Origin of the sequence: Pontibacter qinzhouensis (assembly GCF_008017455.1) — a bacterium.
GTDB classification, from domain to species: Bacteria; Bacteroidota; Bacteroidia; order Cytophagales; family Hymenobacteraceae; genus Pontibacter; species Pontibacter qinzhouensis.
The window spans coordinates 1-18,124 of the sequence record NZ_VRTY01000112.1; the positions used below are offsets into that span (position 1 = coordinate 1).

The 18,124-nt window shown below is 47.5% G+C and carries 18 protein-coding genes; 14 read left to right on the plus strand and 4 right to left on the minus strand.

Features of this window, described 5'->3' with window-relative positions:
* Nucleotides 1-616 (plus strand): hypothetical protein (locus tag FVR03_RS24560; RefSeq protein WP_187270246.1); only part of this gene is annotated, 616 nt, incomplete at its 5' end.
* Between the two features lie 86 nt (nt 617-702).
* Here FVR03_RS24560 and FVR03_RS20760 read toward each other — a convergent pair.
* Both FVR03_RS20760 and FVR03_RS20765 read right to left on the minus strand, forming a co-directional pair.
* On the minus strand, nt 703-852 hold the full coding sequence (locus FVR03_RS20760) for a lmo0937 family membrane protein (RefSeq protein ID WP_007660460.1): 150 nt from the start codon (nt 850-852) through the stop codon (nt 703-705).
* 64 nt (nt 853-916) lie between these two features.
* Nucleotides 917-1,069 (minus strand): lmo0937 family membrane protein, encoded by a 153-nt coding sequence (locus tag FVR03_RS20765; protein ID WP_147923694.1) that lies wholly within the window; start codon nt 1,067-1,069, stop codon nt 917-919.
* A 463-nt stretch (nt 1,070-1,532) separates the two neighbouring features.
* Between FVR03_RS20765 and FVR03_RS20770 the strand changes: the two genes are divergently transcribed.
* Entirely contained in the window at nt 1,533-2,423 is an 891-nt protein-coding gene (locus FVR03_RS20770) for a 3-hydroxyacyl-CoA dehydrogenase family protein (RefSeq protein WP_147923695.1), read from the plus strand.
* Nucleotides 2,424-2,976: 553 nt separating this feature from the next.
* Here FVR03_RS20770 and FVR03_RS20775 read toward each other — a convergent pair.
* Entirely contained in the window at nt 2,977-3,789 is an 813-nt protein-coding gene (locus FVR03_RS20775; protein WP_147923696.1) for a 2,3,4,5-tetrahydropyridine-2,6-dicarboxylate N-succinyltransferase, read from the minus strand.
* 45 nt (nt 3,790-3,834) lie between these two features.
* Between FVR03_RS20775 and FVR03_RS20780 the strand changes: the two genes are divergently transcribed.
* The 9 genes from FVR03_RS20780 to mnmE all read left to right on the plus strand — a co-directional run bounded on the left by FVR03_RS20780 (nt 3,835) and on the right by mnmE (nt 13,658).
* Nucleotides 3,835-4,965: a glycosyltransferase gene (locus FVR03_RS20780; RefSeq protein WP_147923697.1), complete on the plus strand. Its 1,131-nt coding sequence runs from the start codon at nt 3,835-3,837 to the stop codon at nt 4,963-4,965.
* A 78-nt stretch (nt 4,966-5,043) separates the two neighbouring features.
* Nucleotides 5,044-6,042: a 3-oxoacyl-ACP synthase III family protein gene (locus tag FVR03_RS20785; RefSeq protein WP_147923698.1), complete on the plus strand. Its 999-nt coding sequence runs from the start codon at nt 5,044-5,046 to the stop codon at nt 6,040-6,042.
* A 182-nt stretch (nt 6,043-6,224) separates the two neighbouring features.
* A complete protein-coding gene (locus FVR03_RS20790; RefSeq protein WP_147923699.1) occupies nt 6,225-6,881 on the plus strand; it encodes a metal-dependent transcriptional regulator in 657 nt (218 codons plus the stop codon).
* Between the two features lie 10 nt (nt 6,882-6,891).
* On the plus strand, nt 6,892-7,827 hold the full coding sequence (locus tag FVR03_RS20795; RefSeq protein ID WP_147923700.1) for a metal ABC transporter solute-binding protein, Zn/Mn family: 936 nt from the start codon (nt 6,892-6,894) through the stop codon (nt 7,825-7,827).
* A gap of 12 nt (nt 7,828-7,839) precedes the next feature.
* Nucleotides 7,840-8,628, plus strand: a complete 789-nt coding sequence (locus tag FVR03_RS20800) for a metal ABC transporter ATP-binding protein (RefSeq protein WP_147923701.1) — start codon at nt 7,840-7,842, stop codon at nt 8,626-8,628.
* 199 nt (nt 8,629-8,827) lie between these two features.
* A complete protein-coding gene (locus tag FVR03_RS20805) occupies nt 8,828-10,111 on the plus strand; it encodes a metal ABC transporter permease (protein WP_147923702.1) in 1,284 nt (427 codons plus the stop codon).
* A gap of 195 nt (nt 10,112-10,306) precedes the next feature.
* Nucleotides 10,307-11,188, plus strand: coding sequence for a metal ABC transporter permease (locus FVR03_RS20810; protein ID WP_147923703.1), 882 nt, complete (start codon nt 10,307-10,309; stop codon nt 11,186-11,188).
* A gap of 293 nt (nt 11,189-11,481) precedes the next feature.
* A complete protein-coding gene (locus FVR03_RS20815; protein WP_147923704.1) occupies nt 11,482-12,039 on the plus strand; it encodes a thioredoxin family protein in 558 nt (185 codons plus the stop codon).
* A gap of 242 nt (nt 12,040-12,281) precedes the next feature.
* Nucleotides 12,282-13,658, plus strand: coding sequence for a tRNA uridine-5-carboxymethylaminomethyl(34) synthesis GTPase MnmE (mnmE, locus tag FVR03_RS20820; RefSeq protein ID WP_147923705.1), 1,377 nt, complete (start codon nt 12,282-12,284; stop codon nt 13,656-13,658).
* A 293-nt stretch (nt 13,659-13,951) separates the two neighbouring features.
* Here the strand turns inward: mnmE and FVR03_RS20825 are convergent, their stop codons facing one another.
* Nucleotides 13,952-14,428, minus strand: a complete 477-nt coding sequence (locus tag FVR03_RS20825) for a transposase (RefSeq protein ID WP_222707288.1) — start codon at nt 14,426-14,428, stop codon at nt 13,952-13,954.
* A gap of 377 nt (nt 14,429-14,805) precedes the next feature.
* Between FVR03_RS20825 and FVR03_RS20830 the strand changes: the two genes are divergently transcribed.
* From FVR03_RS20830 to kwaB, 3 genes are read left to right on the plus strand one after another with little or no spacing between them, the layout of a single operon-like run.
* Nucleotides 14,806-16,422 carry a type I restriction-modification system subunit M gene (locus tag FVR03_RS20830; RefSeq protein ID WP_147923706.1) on the plus strand — a complete coding sequence of 539 codons (1,617 nt, stop codon included), beginning with the start codon at nt 14,806-14,808 and terminating at the stop codon, nt 16,420-16,422.
* Nucleotides 16,423-16,467: 45 nt separating this feature from the next.
* Nucleotides 16,468-17,019, plus strand: a complete 552-nt coding sequence (kwaA, locus tag FVR03_RS20835; protein WP_304608232.1) for an anti-phage protein KwaA — start codon at nt 16,468-16,470, stop codon at nt 17,017-17,019.
* A 9-nt stretch (nt 17,020-17,028) separates the two neighbouring features.
* A complete protein-coding gene (kwaB, locus tag FVR03_RS20840; protein ID WP_147923708.1) occupies nt 17,029-18,015 on the plus strand; it encodes an anti-phage protein KwaB in 987 nt (328 codons plus the stop codon).
* Nucleotides 18,016-18,124: the final 109 nt, after the last annotated feature.

Here is an 18,124-nt window from a genome sequence, read left to right on the forward strand (position 1 = left end):
ATCTGACACCTCTTATGTAAAACCGACTTTACCTGCCGGTCCACCACCGGGCCAGCGCCCGCAGGTGCAGGACCCCGTAAGGCAGCAGGCACCAGAAGAGCGCCCCACCATTATGGACAGGCTCTACACTGGCGGCAGCTTTGGTCTGCAGTTCGGAACGGTAACCAACATTTCAGTCAGCCCGATATTAGGGTACATGGCAACCGAGAAGTTCTGGTTTGGTACCGGGGTTATTTACCAGTACCAGCGTGTCAGGACCTACGACCTGAGAACCGGGCACCGGGGGGCTGTAACGCTGCAGAGCTACGGCACCAAATTTTTTGCCCAGCAGGAACTCCTGAATTTGGTAAACATAAACCTGGGTGGCAGAATACTGGCACACGGGGAGTATGAGGTGCTGCGAATGCAATATGCAGAAACTGACCCGAACAGTGGCCAGGTTTACCGCAACAACCGCGTAGAAGCTACCCCAATGGTTGGCCTTGGCTACAGGCAAAGCATGGGCGGCCGGGCAACCGCCGACTTGTATGTGCTCTACAACCTGAGCAACAGTATTTACACCCCTTACCGGAACCCGATTATCCGGTTCGGCCTTAATATCCCGTTCCGGCGCTAGTCATAACAGTCACTATAAAAAAAAGAGGCTGCCATGTTCCCATGGCAGCCTCTTTTTTGTGATTTCGAGTAGTAAAGTTCTGCTTATCAGCCTCGTATCAGGCGCAAAAGCACCACAATTACAGCAATTACAAGCAGAATGTGAATTAGACCTCCAACAGCATCAGGAAATCCTAAGAATCCGATAAGCCAGAAGATTACAAGAACCACAGCTATAATATACAATAAATTTCCCATAGTTTTGTTAGTTTAATTTGATTGAAATACGTTTTCTATTCTTAACGTGATTTACTTGTAGAAGTTAGACTCCCCTTATTAATCGTAGAACAACAGCGATAACTGCTATTACAAGTAATATATGAATGATACCACCTACGGCATCAGGGAATCCTAAAAATCCGATTAACCAGAAAATCACTAAAACGACAGCTATTAAATACAATAAATTTCCCATAGTGTTACTTTTTTATATATCTTATTTATTAAGTTAGGTACAACTACTACCACTGCGCTACAAGATGCCAATACCTGGCAAACCTCCAACTAATTGCCGCACCAGTTGTACTTTTTGGTTTTATGGTTTCTACGGATATATATTTCAAAAGATTTATATAGAACTCTTTTTTTTATTTTTTTAATTGCCTTTAATTGAAAACGGCTCTAATAAACTCCCAAAAATCAGGTACATTTAATTGAATTACAAATCATTATAAGGTTATAAAATAAATATAGGCGCAGACACAATTTTTTAAAATAATAATTTAAACCTCCTACCCCATACTGAAAACTAAATTTCAAACTTCTCTATTAGTATTGCACTTTATCCACAATCATCTTGAATGCCTAGTTAAAATGGTTATTAATGATAGATTTGCAGGAAGAGGATTTTTCTAAATCACAAACGCTAACCTACATCTATGAACAAAATTGCAGTAATTGGCTCCGGAACTATGGGCAACGGCATTGCGCATGTTTTTGCACAACATGGTTTTGGTGTGTCGCTCATCGATATTTCTGACAAGGCCTTAGCCAGCGCCCTGAATACCATCTCCCGCAACCTCGACAGAATGGTTGCAAAAGGAACTCTTACAGAAGACCAGAAAGCGGAAACGTTGAAGAACATCAGCACCTTTACCAACCTGGAAGAAGGTGTGAAAGAGGCTGACCTGGTAGTAGAGGCAGCAACCGAAGACGAAGCGCTTAAACTAAAGATTTTTTCTCAGTTATCTGGTTTCGCGAAACCAGCTGCCATTTTAGCCAGCAACACCTCCTCGATCTCCATCACAAAGATTGCCGCAGTCACTAACCGACCTGACAAAGTAATAGGCATGCACTTTATGAACCCCGTGCCGGTTATGAAACTGGTAGAGGTGATCAGGGGCTACTCCACATCTGATGCCGTTACCACCGCCATAGAAGATTTGTCGCGGCAGCTGGGCAAAGTACCTACCTCTTGCCAGGATTACCCCGGCTTTGTTGCCAACCGCATTCTGATGCCCATGATAAACGAAGCCATTTATACGCTGCATGAAGGAGTGGCTGGCGTGGAAGAGATAGACACGATTATGAAGCTGGGCATGGCGCACCCGATGGGGCCGCTCCAATTGGCAGACTTTATCGGGCTGGATGTCTGCCTTTCTATTCTGAAGGTGCTGCACGATGGTTTCGGCAACCCTAAATACGCCCCATGCCCTTTGCTCGTAAATATGGTGCAGGCCGGCCACAAAGGAGTTAAATCAGGGCATGGCTTCTACTCCTGGGGTCACGGCACCAAAGACCTGGTAGTGGCCGACAGGTTTAAGCTGTAGACCGACTTCAGTTCTGGTTTGCCCTTGGCATTTTTAAGGCCATAATTCTTTTGAAGGCCATTTTCATTTGAATAATTGGTTTGTGCGGCAGCAAAGTTGTTATCGCTACTTCCACTACCCCGCTGTTATCATCTTGAAAAGAGCTTGTGGGCAAGATCCGTTAGCTTGGGATATGGAGCGTTTAGTCGAAGTTCGCATAGCTACTTTTTAACATATTTGCAGAGGTACACCTGGTTGACGTATTTTGTCCATGCTTGCTGTCACAATGAATAAGGAAGTCTACTGCACAACTTAAGTAATTCTTCAACATGAACACAAAAGGCCTCCACCGGCAATGGCAGAGGCCTTTTGTGTTATACTACTGCTCCTTTTTCTGCTGGAGTCTGCCGAGGAACAACCTAAGTTCAAATGGTTTACCCTTGGCTATTTTCTAATGAAATTCCTTCTGAAGGTTAATTTCATTAGAAAAATCAGGTGACCGCACCAAAATTAGAATGCCATACCTTGTAAATAAAGTACCAGTACTTAAAATCTAGTATCCAGCTTCTGAAATCTATACAGCTACCGCATGGTCGCGAAGCACGTCGTTCAGCGAAGTCTTCAGGTCGGTGCTTTCTTTTCGCAGGCCAATAATGAGGGCGCAAGGCACCTGAAAATCGCCAGCCGGGAATTTCTTGGTATATGAGCCTGGAATTACCACGGAGCGAGGAGGCACATACCCTCTGTACTCTTTTTGCTCGGCACTGGTAACATCTATAATGCGGGAGCTGCCGGTAATAGTAACGCCAGCGCCAATTACGGCTTCTTTGCCAATGCGGCAACCTTCTACCAGAATGCTACGCGACCCTACAAAGGCACCGTCTTCTATAATAACCGGAGCAGCCTGCACCGGCTCCAGCACGCCACCTAAACCTACACCGCCGCTCAGATGCACATTTTTGCCAACCTGTGCGCAGCTACCCACTGTAGCCCAGGTGTCTACCATAGTACCTTCGCCTACGTAAGCACCAATATTCACATAAGAAGGCATCATGACCACACCTCTTGCCAGAAAAGAGCCGTAACGTGCCACCGCATGAGGCACTACACGCACACCAAGGCCAGCGTAGTCCTGCTTCAGCCCAATTTTGTCATGAAACTCAAACGGTCCTACCTCAATCGTGTTCATCGACTGAATCGGGAAGTACAGGAGCACGGCTTTTTTTACCCACTCATTTACAAGCCAGTCATCACCGTCTGGCTCGGCAACACGGATGCGGCCCTTATCAAGCTCTTCGACCACGGCACGGATGGCTTCCTTTGTTTCGTTTTCCTTTAACAAAGACCGGTCTTCCCAAGCCTTTTCAATAATGTCTCTATGTTCCATTTTAATGTTGTTATTCTTCCTGCGTAAAAGTATTAAATTTAGCCGATGTCTGAAAAGAGAATATTACTTGCTTCGCTGCTGAAGCCGATAAACGATACCCGGCTGTATGAGAAACTGGCCTTGTCGCTGAATAAACTTCCTGCTACTACGGTGCATGTAGCCGGCTACGTGGCCCCAGTTCCCACAGGTGCTCCTGCCTCTATCCGGTTTCATCCGATCTTCCGCTTCCGCAGGTTGAGCTGGGGCCGAGCAAAGGCGCAGCTTGCTTTCTACAGACTTCTACTTCAAGTAAAACCTCACCTATTAATAGTCAGCACCCATGAACTACTGGCAGTTAGCTGGGTCTACTGCCGCCTGCACCCTTGCCAGCTCGTGTACGACCTGCAGGAGAACTATGCGCTTAACCTAAGGGCGCAGCAGAACTACCCACCACTGCTCAGGCAGCTAATGGCAGCCACCGTGCGGGGCACAGAACAGGCACTGGCGGCAAAAGTTGCGCATTTTCTGGTGGCAGAAAGCGCCTATTTCCGGGAGCTGCCCTTCCTGAAGAGCCGTACTACCTTAATCGAGAACAAATACAAACCCGCCCCAAACTACACCTTGCCGGCAACACCACGAACAATGCCAGACCAGCGCTCCCTGCGCCTGCTCTTCTCCGGCACCATTGCCGAGCTGTATGGTGTTTTCGAAGCCATTGAACTGGCCACGCAGCTGCACAAGCAAGACCCAAACACCACCCTGACCATTATTGGATATTGTGCCCGACCAGACACATTGGCAAGGCTCCGGGAGCAGATACGCGGGAAACCATTTATTACCCTTATAGGTGGAGAGAAACTGGTGCCTCACCAGCAGATTCTGGAGCTGATAAAGCAAAGCAACATCGGCCTGCTGCCTTACCTGCCCAATGCCAGCACCTTTTCCTGCGTCCCTACTAAACTTTACGAGTACATGGCTTATGCCTTGCCCATCGTTATTCAGGAGAACCCGCTCTGGCAACCGATAATAGCTGCGGCAGACGCAGGTATCAGCATCGATTTCAGGAAAATAAATGCCGCCGCTATTAAAAACAGCTTACACGAACGTACGTTTTATCGTAAAGGAATACCCCCGGCTATTTTCTGGGAAACAGAAGAACAAAAATTACTCGCAGCCATCACCAGCCTGCAAAACTAACTTATCTAAAAAATATTTTTAGATAAGTCTAAATCTTAAAAATTTATTTGTATATTCGAAACAATTAAAGCTATGACTATGCGCAATTCTAAAATTTCAGGAGTAGGTCATTATGTACCGGAGAAGGTGGTTACAAACAAAGACCTGGAAAAACTGATGGATACCTCGGATGAGTGGATCAGGGAGCGGACCGGTATTCTGGAGCGCCACTATTTTGAGGAGGGAGTAGACACCACTGCTAACATGGCAGCGCATGCCGCCCGCAAAGCCCTGAAAATGGCTGGCCTGGAGGCGCAGGAGCTGGACCTGATCGTTTTTGCGACCCTTAGCCCTGACTATGTGTTTCCGGGTTCAGGCGTGCTGTTGCAGCGCGAGCTGGGCCTGAAAGAAATACCGGCACTGGATGTGAGGAACCAATGCTCTGGCTTTATCTACGCCCTATCGGTGGCCGATCAGTTTATTAAAACCGGCATGTACAACAATGTGCTGGTGGTTGGCTCCGAAATTCACTCCAGCGGTCTCGACTTTACAACCCGTGGCCGTAACGTATCGGTTATTTTTGGCGATGGTGCCGGCGCTGCCGTGCTTACCCCTGCCAGTAGCAACGACAAAGGCATACTATCAACGCACCTGCACGCCGATGGCGAGTTTGCAGAAGAACTGGCGGTACTGGACCCCGGAAGCAACAAAAAAGAGCGCCTCACCCACGAGATGCTCGACGAAGGAACTGTTTTCCCGGTAATGAATGGCAATACCGTTTTTAAACATGCGGTTACCCGTTTTCCTGAAGTCATTGAAGAAGCCCTTAAAGCAAACAACTACCAACCTACTGATATAGACATGCTTATACCGCACCAGGCGAACCTGCGCATCACCTCCTATATTCAGCAGAAGATGGGTTTACCTGCCGAAAAAGTCTTCAGCAATATCCATAAATACGGTAACACCACGGCCGCCTCTGTACCCATTGCCTTAAGCGAAGCAGTGGAGCAAGGCCTGGTAAAGGAAGGAAGTCTGGTTTGCCTGGCAGCTTTTGGCAGCGGCTTTACCTGGGCCTCTGCTCTGATCAGGTGGTAGTTTTTTTAAAAATTTTGAATTTTGAATGAGTGATTGAGTGGGTGTTTGTACAAAGGCAGGTTGAGTAAGTTTTGGCAAACGGTTTCATTAAACCGAATCTCCTCTAAATAAAAACTGTTCTAATTATTCTGTTGATTTTATTTACACATTCACTCAATCATTCATTCACTCATTAAAAGATCGTGCATAGTTTTACAGAAGAGAATTACATTAAAGCCATTTACAAGCTGTCGGAGAGCGGGTTAGCTGATGTGAATACGAATGCCATAGCCGATGTACTCGACACCAAAGCGGCTTCGGTTACCGATATGCTCCGGAAGCTGAGCACTAAGGGAGTGGTAAATTATATTAAATACAAAGGCGTAACACTTACCGATTCCGGAAACAGAATTGCGCTGCAGATTATCCGGAAGCACCGGCTATGGGAAGTGTTTCTGGTGGAGAAACTGAAATTTAACTGGGATGAGGTACATGAGGTGGCAGAGGAGCTGGAGCATATCACCTCTGAATTGCTGGTAAAACGCCTCGATGAGTTCCTGGGCCACCCGAAGTTCGATCCGCACGGAGACCCGATTCCTTCTGAAACCGGTGAAATCAATCCCAAAGCCCAGAAGCTGCTCGCTGAGATGGACCTGAACGAAGCTGGCATTGTGGTGGGGGTAAATGCCTCACAACCGCTGTTCCTGCAATACCTCGATAAAATGGGCATCAGGCTAGGCGTAAAAATTAAAGTACTGGACCGGGTACCTTACGATAATTCCCTGGAAATCAGCATCGACAACAGCCGGAACACGGTTGTTTCAGGGGAAGTCACCAAAAACATTTTTCTGTCTGCTTGATTTGCTTGCTATGGTAAAGAATGCTCTCCTGCTGCTGCTATGGATGCTGTGCAGTTTGTGGTTTACAGGCTGCAAACAAGTAGATACACGGGGGCAGGTTCCGGATGGGGAGCGCCTGCGGGTGGTCACCACTACCGGTATTTTAAAAGATGCCGTGCAGCATATTGTAGGCGACCTGGCCGATGTAGAAGCTATAATGGGCTCAGGCGTAGATCCGCACCTGTACAAGGCAACACAAGGTGACCTGGAGTCGCTGACGGAGGCCCACGTAATTGTGTATAACGGGCTGCACCTGGAGGGAAAAATGGGCGAAGTGCTCGAAAGGCTGAGCCGGTTTAAAAGCGTAATGGCAGCAGCAGATGGCCTGCGCCCTGCCGACATGCGCGCCTCCTCCGATTTTCCGGGCAGCTACGATCCGCACATCTGGTTCGATGTAGCATTGTGGCAAAAAGTGGTGCAGCACCTGAGCCAGGAGTTGCAACAGAAAGATCCTGCTCATGCCGCACAGTACCAGCAAAACACGACTGTTTATCTGCAGCAGCTGGCGAGTCTACACCAATACGCCCGGAACACAATTCAGGAAATTCCGGAGCAGCAGCGCATTCTTATTACTGCGCACGATGCCTTTGGTTACTTCGGCGATGCTTATGGCATTCAGGTGCGCGGGCTGCAGGGTATCTCTACTGTTTCGGAGTTTGGGTTGCAGGATGTATCGTCGCTGGTGAATTTTATCGCATCAAAAAAAATAAAAGCAGTATTTGTAGAGTCTTCTGTGTCGCCGAAAGCCATAGAAGCCGTTATGGCTGGTGTCCGGCAAAAAGGGCATGAAATCAAAATCGGAGGTACTCTTTTTTCGGATGCCCTGGGAGCAGACGGCACACCAGAAGGAACGTACGAAGGCATGGTACGCTACAATGTTTCTCAAATCGCATCTGCCTTAAAATGAAACAAATATAACATGATACTTCAAGTAGAGAATCCGGTGGTGGAGGTGCACGATTTAACGGTAAGTTACGATCGAAAACCTGTTTTGTGGGGTGTGGACCTGACCTTGCCTGCCGGTTCCCTGGTGGGTGTAATCGGTCCGAACGGTGCTGGTAAATCTACGCTGATAAAGGCCATTATGGGCTTGCTTCCGGCCAGCAGCGGGTACATCAGAATTTTTGATCAGCCGCTGAAGGAGGTTCGCAAGCGCATCAGCTATGTGCCCCAGCGCGAGTCAGTAGACTGGGATTTTCCGGCCTCGGTGTTTGATGTGGTGCTGATGGGGCGCTATGGCAAGCTCGGCTTTTTTAACAGGCCCCGCCGTGCCGACAAAGATGCCGCCATGGAAGCCCTGGAGAAAGTAGGCATGCAGGCCTTTACCGACCGGCAGATTTCGCAGCTCTCCGGAGGCCAGCAGCAGCGGGTGTTTCTGGCCCGTGCCCTGGCCCAGAACGCCGACATTTACTTTATGGACGAGCCTTTTGCCGGAGTAGACATCGCCACAGAAACCGCTATAATAGAACTCCTGCGGCACATGCGCGACGAGGGCAAAACGGTGGTGGTGGTGCACCACGATCTGCAGTCGGCTACGGCTTACTTTAACTGGGTTATTTTGCTGAACATGCGCCTGGTTGCCTCCGGCCCCACCGACCAGGTACTAACCCAGGAAATGCTGGAGAAAACCTATGGCGGTAAATTAACGGTACTCTCAAAAGTAGGCGACCTGCTGCGGAAGCAGGAGTTCCCGTCGCGGGAAGCGTAAGGCTTTGCCAAATTAGAAATTAGAAATTTTGATTGAAGACCCTTGGGGCTTAACAGCTCAAAATGCTTCTGAAGGCTATTTTCATTAGAATAATTATCTGTATAGAGTAAGCATATACCCTGCAGCTATTTCGGTAGCAAAGGAATTACGCTGATTGAAACAACCATTTAACCATCAGCAAATTAACAATTAAACACAAATGAGCGACTTTACTGAGTTCTTCTCGTTTACAGATGCCAATGTCCGGTTTGTGGCCATAGGGTCGGTGTTGCTGGCCAGCAGTTCGGCGGTGGTAGGTTGCTTTACGCTGCTTCGGAAAAGGGCTTTGGTAGGCGATGCCGTGGCGCATGCCGTGCTGCCGGGTGTTTGTCTGGCCTTCATGCTTTCCGGCACGAAGAACCCGCTGGTGCTCCTGCTCGGGGCATTTATTACCGGGTGGCTGTCGCTGATCGTTATCGATTTTATCACCTCCCGCTCCCGCATAAAAGAAGATACGGCCATTGGGCTGGTGCTGTCGGTTTTTTTCGGCATAGGCATTCTGCTACTCACCTCCATTCAGCATTCTGGTAACGCGGCACAAAGCGGCCTCGATAAGTTTTTGTTCGGCAACGCTGCTGCCCTTATTGGCGAAGATCTGATTGTATTTAGCGTGGTGGCCCTGCTCCTGCTGGTCTGCACCGTTGTCTTTTACAAGGAACTGATGCTGCTTTGCTTCGACGAGGCCTATGCCCGCACTATTGGCTACCCGGTTCGGGCGCTGGAGCTACTGCTGACAACCCTTACTGTTTTTGCGGTGGTAGTAGGCATTCAGGCGGTGGGTGTGGTGCTGATGGCAGCCATGCTTATTACTCCTGCCGCTGCTGCCCGTTTCTGGACCGAGAACCTGCGGCTCATGCTGGTGCTGGCTGCGCTCATGGGGGCTTTTTCAGGTTTAGCAGGAGCTTATGTGTCGTATACGGCACCATCTATGCCCACAGGGCCCTGGATCGTGCTTATCATTTCGATGATCGCTATTTCATCTTTTGCTTTTGCGCCGGGCAAAGGCTGGGTATCGCGCATCTGGAAACAACGCAGAAACAAGGCCCGGGTGCTGGAGGAGAACCTGCTGAAGCTGATGTACCAGCTCGGTGAGCCAAACCAGGACTACTATTCCTCGCGCAATGTAACCGATATTATGGAGAGGCGGCAGATACCAAAAAGCGAAATCAGCAAAGGCCTCCGGAAATTGAAACGAGAAGGCTATGTGGTGAAAGATAAAAACGCGTGGGTGCTGACCCGACAAGGGCAGACCCGTGGCATGCGGGTAGTTCGACTGCACAGGCTCTGGGAACTGTACCTGACCCAGTTCCTGGAGCTTGCCTCCGACCACGTGCACGAAGACGCTGAAACCATTGAGCACATTATTACCCCGGAGCTGGAGCAGAAACTCATGCAGGAGCTACAATACCCGGTGCTGGACCCGCACAATAACAAAATTCCTTGAGTTGGTTGTTGATTGCTGGTTGTTGGTAGTTTTTTGTTAAGGACGAAATTTTGGAAAGATGTTCAATTATTTAAATGAAAAAGCCCTCCAGAAGGATTTTCAAACATTTTTATCCAAGGCTTTACCCTCATCAACTATAAGTATACCGCACTTATTATTCACTCAATCACTCATGCTATCATTCAAAACTAAAACATGAACGCATTCTGGATTATACTCACTGGCTCGCTGGTTGCCACATGCTGTAGCCTCTTAGGGTGCTATCTCATTTTGCGGCGCATGGCCATGGTAGGTGATGCTGTGTCGCATGCGGTGCTACCGGGTATCGTAATTGCTTTTCTGGTTACCGGCTCCCGCGACTCGGTGCCTATGCTGATCGGGGCAGGCTTGTTAGGCGTACTCACTACCTTCCTGATCGAATTCTTTCATCGGGTGGCGCGGGTGCAGACCGATGCTTCTATTGGCGTGACTTTTACCTGGTTGTTTGCCATCGGTATTATCCTGATTTCTATGTTTGCAGGGCAAATTGACCTTGACCAGGACTGCGTGCTCTACGGAGAAATTGCCTACACCCCGATTGATCTCTGGATTTCGGAAGATGGCTGGATACTAGGCCCACGGGCTGTCTGGACGGTGGGGTCGGTGGCTGTGGTCGTTATCCTGTTCATCTACCTGGGTTACAAGGAGCTTTACCTCACCGCTTTCGATGCTGCTTATGCTGCCTCTATCGGCATTTCTACTTCGCTGTGGTACTACCTGCTCATGTCGGCAGTGTCGCTTACCACGGTGGCTTCTTTTGAGTCGGTTGGGGCTATACTGGTGGTTGCTTTCCTGGTGGCGCCTCCTGCCACTGCGTACCTGCTTACCGACAATTTCAAGACTATGCTGCTGCTGTCGGTGGTTATTGGCGTAGTGGCGTCGGCAGCAGGTTATTTTCTGGCCGTTTGGCTCGACGGGTCTATTGCCGGAGCCATTGCCACCGTAACCGGCCTTGAGTTTTTGCTGGCTTTCCTGTTCTCACCATCACGTGGCATCTGGATGAACCGCCGCAAACTGGTACCCTCTCCTATTAATTGACTTTTAAAAGGGCATAAGTAGCAAGACACAAGACTTTTTGGGGAGTAAAAATTGTAAGAGTGAATCAATTATAACCTAAACCTAATTAATTAAATCTCATGGCCCTTTGTCTCTAAGTTCTTTAACTCAAAGTCCGGATAATGTTGTTCTAGCAAATAACGATCAGCAAACTACACTTAGCAATTAGCAACTAACAAACAATCAGGCTCGGCGGCTGGAATTATTAAACTACCGTTTTTTGTTAAATTTGCAGATGTGCCTGGGGTCGGGTGCACGATATAACGAAACAATTGATGAAAAATAGATTTTGTCTACTGGCCTTGCTGGCTGTTTTTGTTGGATTTTCTGGTTTTACGGGCTTTGTAGCTGCTCCTGATAGTCCGGCAAACAAAACTGCCGCACCTGCTGAAACGATACAATGGCTCACGATAGAAGAGGCGGCAGCCAAACAAAAAAAGGAACCCCGCAAAATTGTGATAGATGTGTATACCGACTGGTGCGGCTGGTGCAAAAAAATGGACAAAGGCACCTTTGCTGATCCTGCCGTGGCAGCCTATATCAACAAAAACTACTACGCGGTTAAGCTGGATGCCGAGGGTAAAAAGCCGATCACATTGAATGGCCACACCTACAAATTCAACCCCGAATACAAATCGCATGAGCTGGCAGTGGCTTTACTGCAGGGGCAGATGAGTTACCCAACCACTGTGTACCTAAACGAGAAAATGGAAATGCTCTCACCTGTTCCCGGCTACCTCGATGCGGCAGCGTTCTCCAAAATTCTCCGCTTCTTTGGCGACAACCATTACAAAAACAGCTCCTGGCAGGAGTACGAAAAGAAGGCCAAATAGCCCAAAAAGTCTAATTCACCCTTGGACATAAATTGCTTCTACAGCTTTTGAAGGCCTTTTTCATTAGAATAATTGGATATAACCATCTGATAACTAAGGCTATTCTACCAAGATTTTAAACGTATTATTTAGTAAAGAACTTCCTGTGCCTGTTTTCTCACAGTCTGTGCTTCGAGGCTACTTTTTCTTTCAAAAGCCGACTTTCTCCCTTACAAATTTTATTGCCTAACCTAACGTTCTTCATGCACCACCATTCCACTACCGATACTATTGTTGCTGTTGCCACTGCCTCTGGTGTAGGTGCCATTGCTGTTATCCGCCTCTCTGGACCAGAAGCTTTTGCCATTGTACAGGGTGTTTTCCGGGGTAGAGACCTGTTGCAGCAGCCATCTCACACGATCCATTTCGGCACCATCAGGGATGGCGACAAGGTACTGGACGAGGTGCTGGTGTCGCTGTTTAAAGGGCCAACATCTTATACCAAGGAAGACGTAGTAGAAGTAAGCTGCCACGGCTCCGACTTTATTGTGCAGCAGCTCATGCAGCTTTTCCTGAAGCAGGGTGCGCGCCTGGCGCAGGCTGGTGAGTTTACCAAACGGGCTTTCCTGAACGGACAGTTCGACCTGGCACAGGCAGAGGCCGTAGCCGACCTGATTTCTTCCGACTCCGCCCTCTCGCATGAGGTGGCCATGAAACAGATGCGGGGAGGCTTTTCGCAGGAAATTAAGAAGCTGCGGGCAGAGTTGGTGCACTTTGCCTCCATGATTGAACTGGAGCTGGACTTTGCCGAAGAAGACGTAGAATTTGCCGATCGCGAACAACTTCGCCTGCTCATTTCCAATATTCAGCGCATTATCAGGGAACTTCTCAGGTCGTTTGAGTTAGGAAATGTGATCAAAAATGGTGTGCCCACGGTTATTGTAGGGAAACCCAACGCCGGCAAGTCTACGCTGCTAAACAAGCTCCTGAACGAAGAGAAAGCCATTGTATCGGATGTGCCCGGCACTACCCGCGATTTTATTGAAGATGAGATCAACATCGAAGGCATCAGTTTCAGGTTTATCGACACAGCCGGCCTGCGCGAAACCACCGACAAGGTAGAAGCCATCGGCGTAGAGCGCACGCTGCAGAAGCTGAGCCAGTCGTCGCTTATTATTTACCTCTTCGACATTACCACCACCACACCGGAAGAGCTGCAGGCAGAGCTGGAGCACTTAAACCCCAAAAAGCTACCGATACTAGCTGTAGCGAATAAAATAGATGAGGCCTCTCCTGCTACGCTGGCTGTTTTTGGGGAAGTAGAAAACCTGGTGCAGATCTCAGCAGCAGAAGGAGCCAACATGGATGGCCTGAAAGAGGCGCTGGTAGCAAAGGTGAACCTCGGCAAGCTCAATACCCGGGAACAAACCATTGTTACCAACCTCCGCCACGTCGATAGCCTGAATAAAACCTACGAAGCCTTAGACGACACCCTCTCCGGCCTCGACCTTGGCATCAGCAACGATCTCGTAGCCGCTGATATCAGAAGGGCGCTGCATCATTTAGGGCAGATTACCGGTGAGATTACGACAGATGATTTACTGGATAATATTTTCACAAAGTTCTGCATCGGAAAGTAGGCTGGTTAATAAACGAAATAATATATCGATCACCCTATTCCCTATGGCCCATGTACGGACAGGTCGCGACCTGTCCAATCGTTCCCCAATAACATTCCCCCCAAATAATACTCCCTCCATTCATCCAATTGAGAAGTTGGGATATTGAGAAATCCAAAGGCAAGAAATCTGATCAGCATTTGCAGGAATGGGGACTTGATCAGCTTTTGCAGGAGGAAAGGGCTTGCTGTGGGATAAGCTATTCAGGGACAGGTCGCGACCTGTCCGTACTTGGCTTGTCATTATGGTTTAATTTAAGAATGGAAGGTGTCGGTTTGCCAGCGGGAGGGGTTTGTTTGGATGTAGTGCAAAATATTTTGATAGGCTCTTTCGTGGCGGATAATATGATCGTGGAAGGAACGGTGCCAGGCGAAATCCGCCAGGCCTGCCTGCCGAATCTTTTTGGAGGTGGTGGTTTTATAAGCTCCCATTAAAGCTGAGATTGATTTTATGTTAGTATCTGCGGCTTTATTATCCTGATCAATTTCCAGAATAGCGTGCACGTGGTTGGGCATGATAATAAAGGCGTGTAACACCAGGTAAGGATATTGCCGCTCCAGCCAAAGCCACTGTTCTTCTGCGATGCGTCCATACCCGTTCAACTGCATCTCCTCCTTCACTACCTCCCCAAAAACATAGGCCCGATCTTTAACACAGGAAGTCACAAAATAGAGCCCTTCCCTGCTATAATCATACCCCAGCATCCTATTCCGCTTCCGATCCCGTAACATTTAATTTAAAAATTTATCTCCCAACATTTATTCCTATTCAGGCACAGGCAGACGCACACACACGTACGGACAGGTCGCGACCTGTCCCTGCAATAGCTGTTCAAATTGCCAACAAGCCTGCCTTAATTAAACCTGATCAGATTTCTGACCTTGCAAAAGGCGATCAAACCGCATCATTCCTGCAAAATTCCATCAGATGGCAAAGGCCGATGAATCCTTTTTGCCTGCACAACAGCCCTCCACTCCTACAAATTCCCTGCTGCTCCACCACCTGCATCTTCAGCCAAAATATTTTCATTTTTCTATACGGGCTATGGATATATTTATACAAAATTAGGTACCTTGAGCTATTGTTTTAACACCGAGTACACTCCTACATGGCCAAGAAGAATACCCCCACCTCCGCTGCAAAAGCGGATATAGATTTTGAAAACGAACTCTGGAATGCCGCCAACGAACTGCGCGGCGCTGTAGCTGAGAACCAGTACAAAGACTACGTGCTGTCGCTGCTGTTTTTGAAACACCTTTCCGAGCGATTTGAGGTGCGCAAACAGGAACTGCAGCTTTCTTTCTTCGATCCGCAGAGCTACTACTATAACATAGAACAGCACCAGCAGACCGAGGTGCTGGAAGATGAGCTGGAGTACCAGGTAAAGAACGTATACCGCCTGCCCCGCGAGGCTACCTGGGCTTACCTGCGCGAGAACGCCGAGCAGGACGACATAAAGGTGAAGGTGGACCAGGCCTTTGTGCTGATCGACGAGATCCTGAGCAAGCGCAACCCCGACTACAAAGGCGTGCTGGAGCCAATCTTCGTGAAGAGCCAGCTCTCCCCTACGCAGGTGGCCGGGCTCATCAACCTGTTCTCTAAAGAGAAGTTCTCCGAGATCAACAACCCCGAATCCGACATTTACGGCCGCGTATATGAGTACTACATCGGCAAGTTTGCCATGGCCGAAGGCTCCGGTGCAGGGCAATTTTTTACGCCGGGCTCGGTGGTGCGTTTGCTCGTGGAAATGCTGGAGCCGCTCAAGGGCCGCATCATGGACCTGGCCTGCGGCTCGGGTGGTATGTTTGTGCAGAGCCTCAAGTTTCTGCAGGCCCACGGCGGCGACAAAAATGACATCTCCATTTACGGACAGGAGCGCTACGAAGGCACCCTGCGTCTCTGCAAAATGAACCTGCTGCTGCGCAACCTCTCCTTCGACGTGAAGCTGGGCGACTCACTGCTACAAGACCGCTTCCCCGACCTGAAGGCCGACTACGCCCTCATGAACCCGCCGTTCAACATCTCGAACTGGCACCCCGAGCTGCTGCCCGACAACGACCCGCGCCTCTTCGGGGCCAAAGACACCTTTACCACGCCCGGCAATGCCAACTACATGTGGTTCCAGACGCTGTGGCACCACCTCTCGGAGCGCGGCACGGCAGGCGTGGTGATGGCCAACGGCGCCATGACCACCGGAAGCGCCGGCGAAAAGAACGTACGCGAACACATGATACAGCAAGGCATAGTGGACTGCATCGTGCAGATGCCCGACAAGCTGTTCCTGACCACCGGCATACCGGCCTGTATCTTTATTTTGAGCAGGAACCGCGACGGCCGCGACGGCGAGCACCGCGAGCGCCAAAACGAGATTCTGTTTATAGATGCCCGCAAACTGGGCACCATGGCCAGCCGCCGTCTGCGCGTGTTCGAAGACGCCGACGTGGCCCGCATTGCCGACACTTACCATACCTGGCGCAACATCGGCGGTAGCTACTCCGACACCGAAGGCTTCTGCAAGGCCGCTACCTTAGCCGAAGTGGCTGCCAACAATTACGTGCTCTCGCCGGGCCGCTACGTGGGCTCCGAAGCTGAAGAAGACGACGGCGTTCCATTTGAAGAGAAGATGAAGCTGCTGACCACCGAGCTGGCAGCTCAGTTTGAAGAAAGCACCCTGCTGGAAAAGCGGATTCGGGAGAATCTGGAGGGGATTGGGTTTTGGTCATAAATAACACATTTGAACTAATGTTACCAGCTAAGTTTGGTATAGCCTATGCGCCAGAAATTCGAATTTTATATACTTTCACTTTTCCTTCTGTTTTTACTTCTATTCATAAATAAAGTACCATTTCATTTTGGTGCAGATTATGAAATAGTAAATTGGAAAATCTTATTTACTAATTATCCTCTTGTAGTAATAAGTCTCATATGCATGACGCTAGGATTTATCTTTTATTATCGGTTCAACTATAAATTTGAAAAAGGTGCAACTCTTTTGCCTGTAACTGTTACTCATGTTGAAAATATTAATTATGAATCAGTTACTTTTTTAGCTACTTATATTGTACCTCTTGCATGTATTGATTTAGATAAAGACAGGAGTAGTCTAATGCTGGTTACAATAATAATCCTAATTGGCTGGATTTATATAAAGACTAATCTTTTTTACACCAATCCCACTTTAGCTATTTGGGGATACCATATTTACAAAGTATCAACTTCAAATCGCACTGATATAACTATAATAGTACGTGGCAAAGTAGCTGTTGGAAGTAGTATCCTCCTTAAGAATATTGATGATAAAATTTATTTAGCTAAACTTTAATTGACAAATATGACTCTTCCAGAATTGCAACAACATATTACTAGATGTGCAGAAAATCCAGAAAGTGCAGGTGTTGTTTTATACTTGGTTTTATCAAATGGTAATGAAGACGATCAGTTAAGAATTGCTGATATTTCTGCTGAAGCAGCTATAGAATTGAAATCAATGTTAATCAAATCGTTGAGCGAAAAATTTATTAATAATTCTGAATTAAATTATATGCCTTTATCAGAGGCAGATAATCGTAAAAACACAGCATATTACTATGATTTAGAAGAGAAGCCAGATGGAGTAAAGGTTTTGGATGAGGTGATAGGAGAAAGTGATAAGCCAGAATTTACTTTTAGTAATGATGATTTCAATAAAATAAAAGGTTTTGTTATTACTATCGGTACTGAAGAGAACACCATAGCAATCTATAAACGCCATCATCAACTCAACACGATGAAGGCTGACAAAACGTTTAGTCTTTTTAAATCAGATCACAGATTTGTTAAAATGGATGAGGACTTAATAAAATTGTCTAAAACCATAGATTTCATACAAATAAATGACCACCTTATAATTTCTGATTTAAAAGCATTAGAAAGTAGCTTCGGTTATGACAAAGTGATAAAAAAACAGGCTGAAAAAACCATAGAAGCTATTGAGGCTAAAGGTTTACTTGAAGATATCAATGTCCTTAATGATATGGTTCAAGACATTCGAGAAGCTAAAAAAATAATGCGTATAAAATCTGATTCTCCAGTGCTGCAACTTCCAGTACCTGCTGTTATAGCTTTTGTACAATCACACAAACCTATCATGAAGAAGTTTAAAATTTCTGAATGTGGCAATAAATTGAAACTTGAAACAAAGATTTCAAAAAAGTTATTTATTTCATTAATGAATGATGATTTACTGACCTCAGAATTAACAAAGCTGTACTATGCAGGACTAGCGAAAGACAAAATGGAAATAGATGAGGAACTTTCTACTGCTATTGGATTAGTTTAACTACATCAGACATACTATTACTAAAATTATATGTCGTTTCATTAGTGTCCAAACGTTGCTTTTTAAAATCGCCGTAAGTTTCTGTATTTAAGATAGTTAAATACTGTTT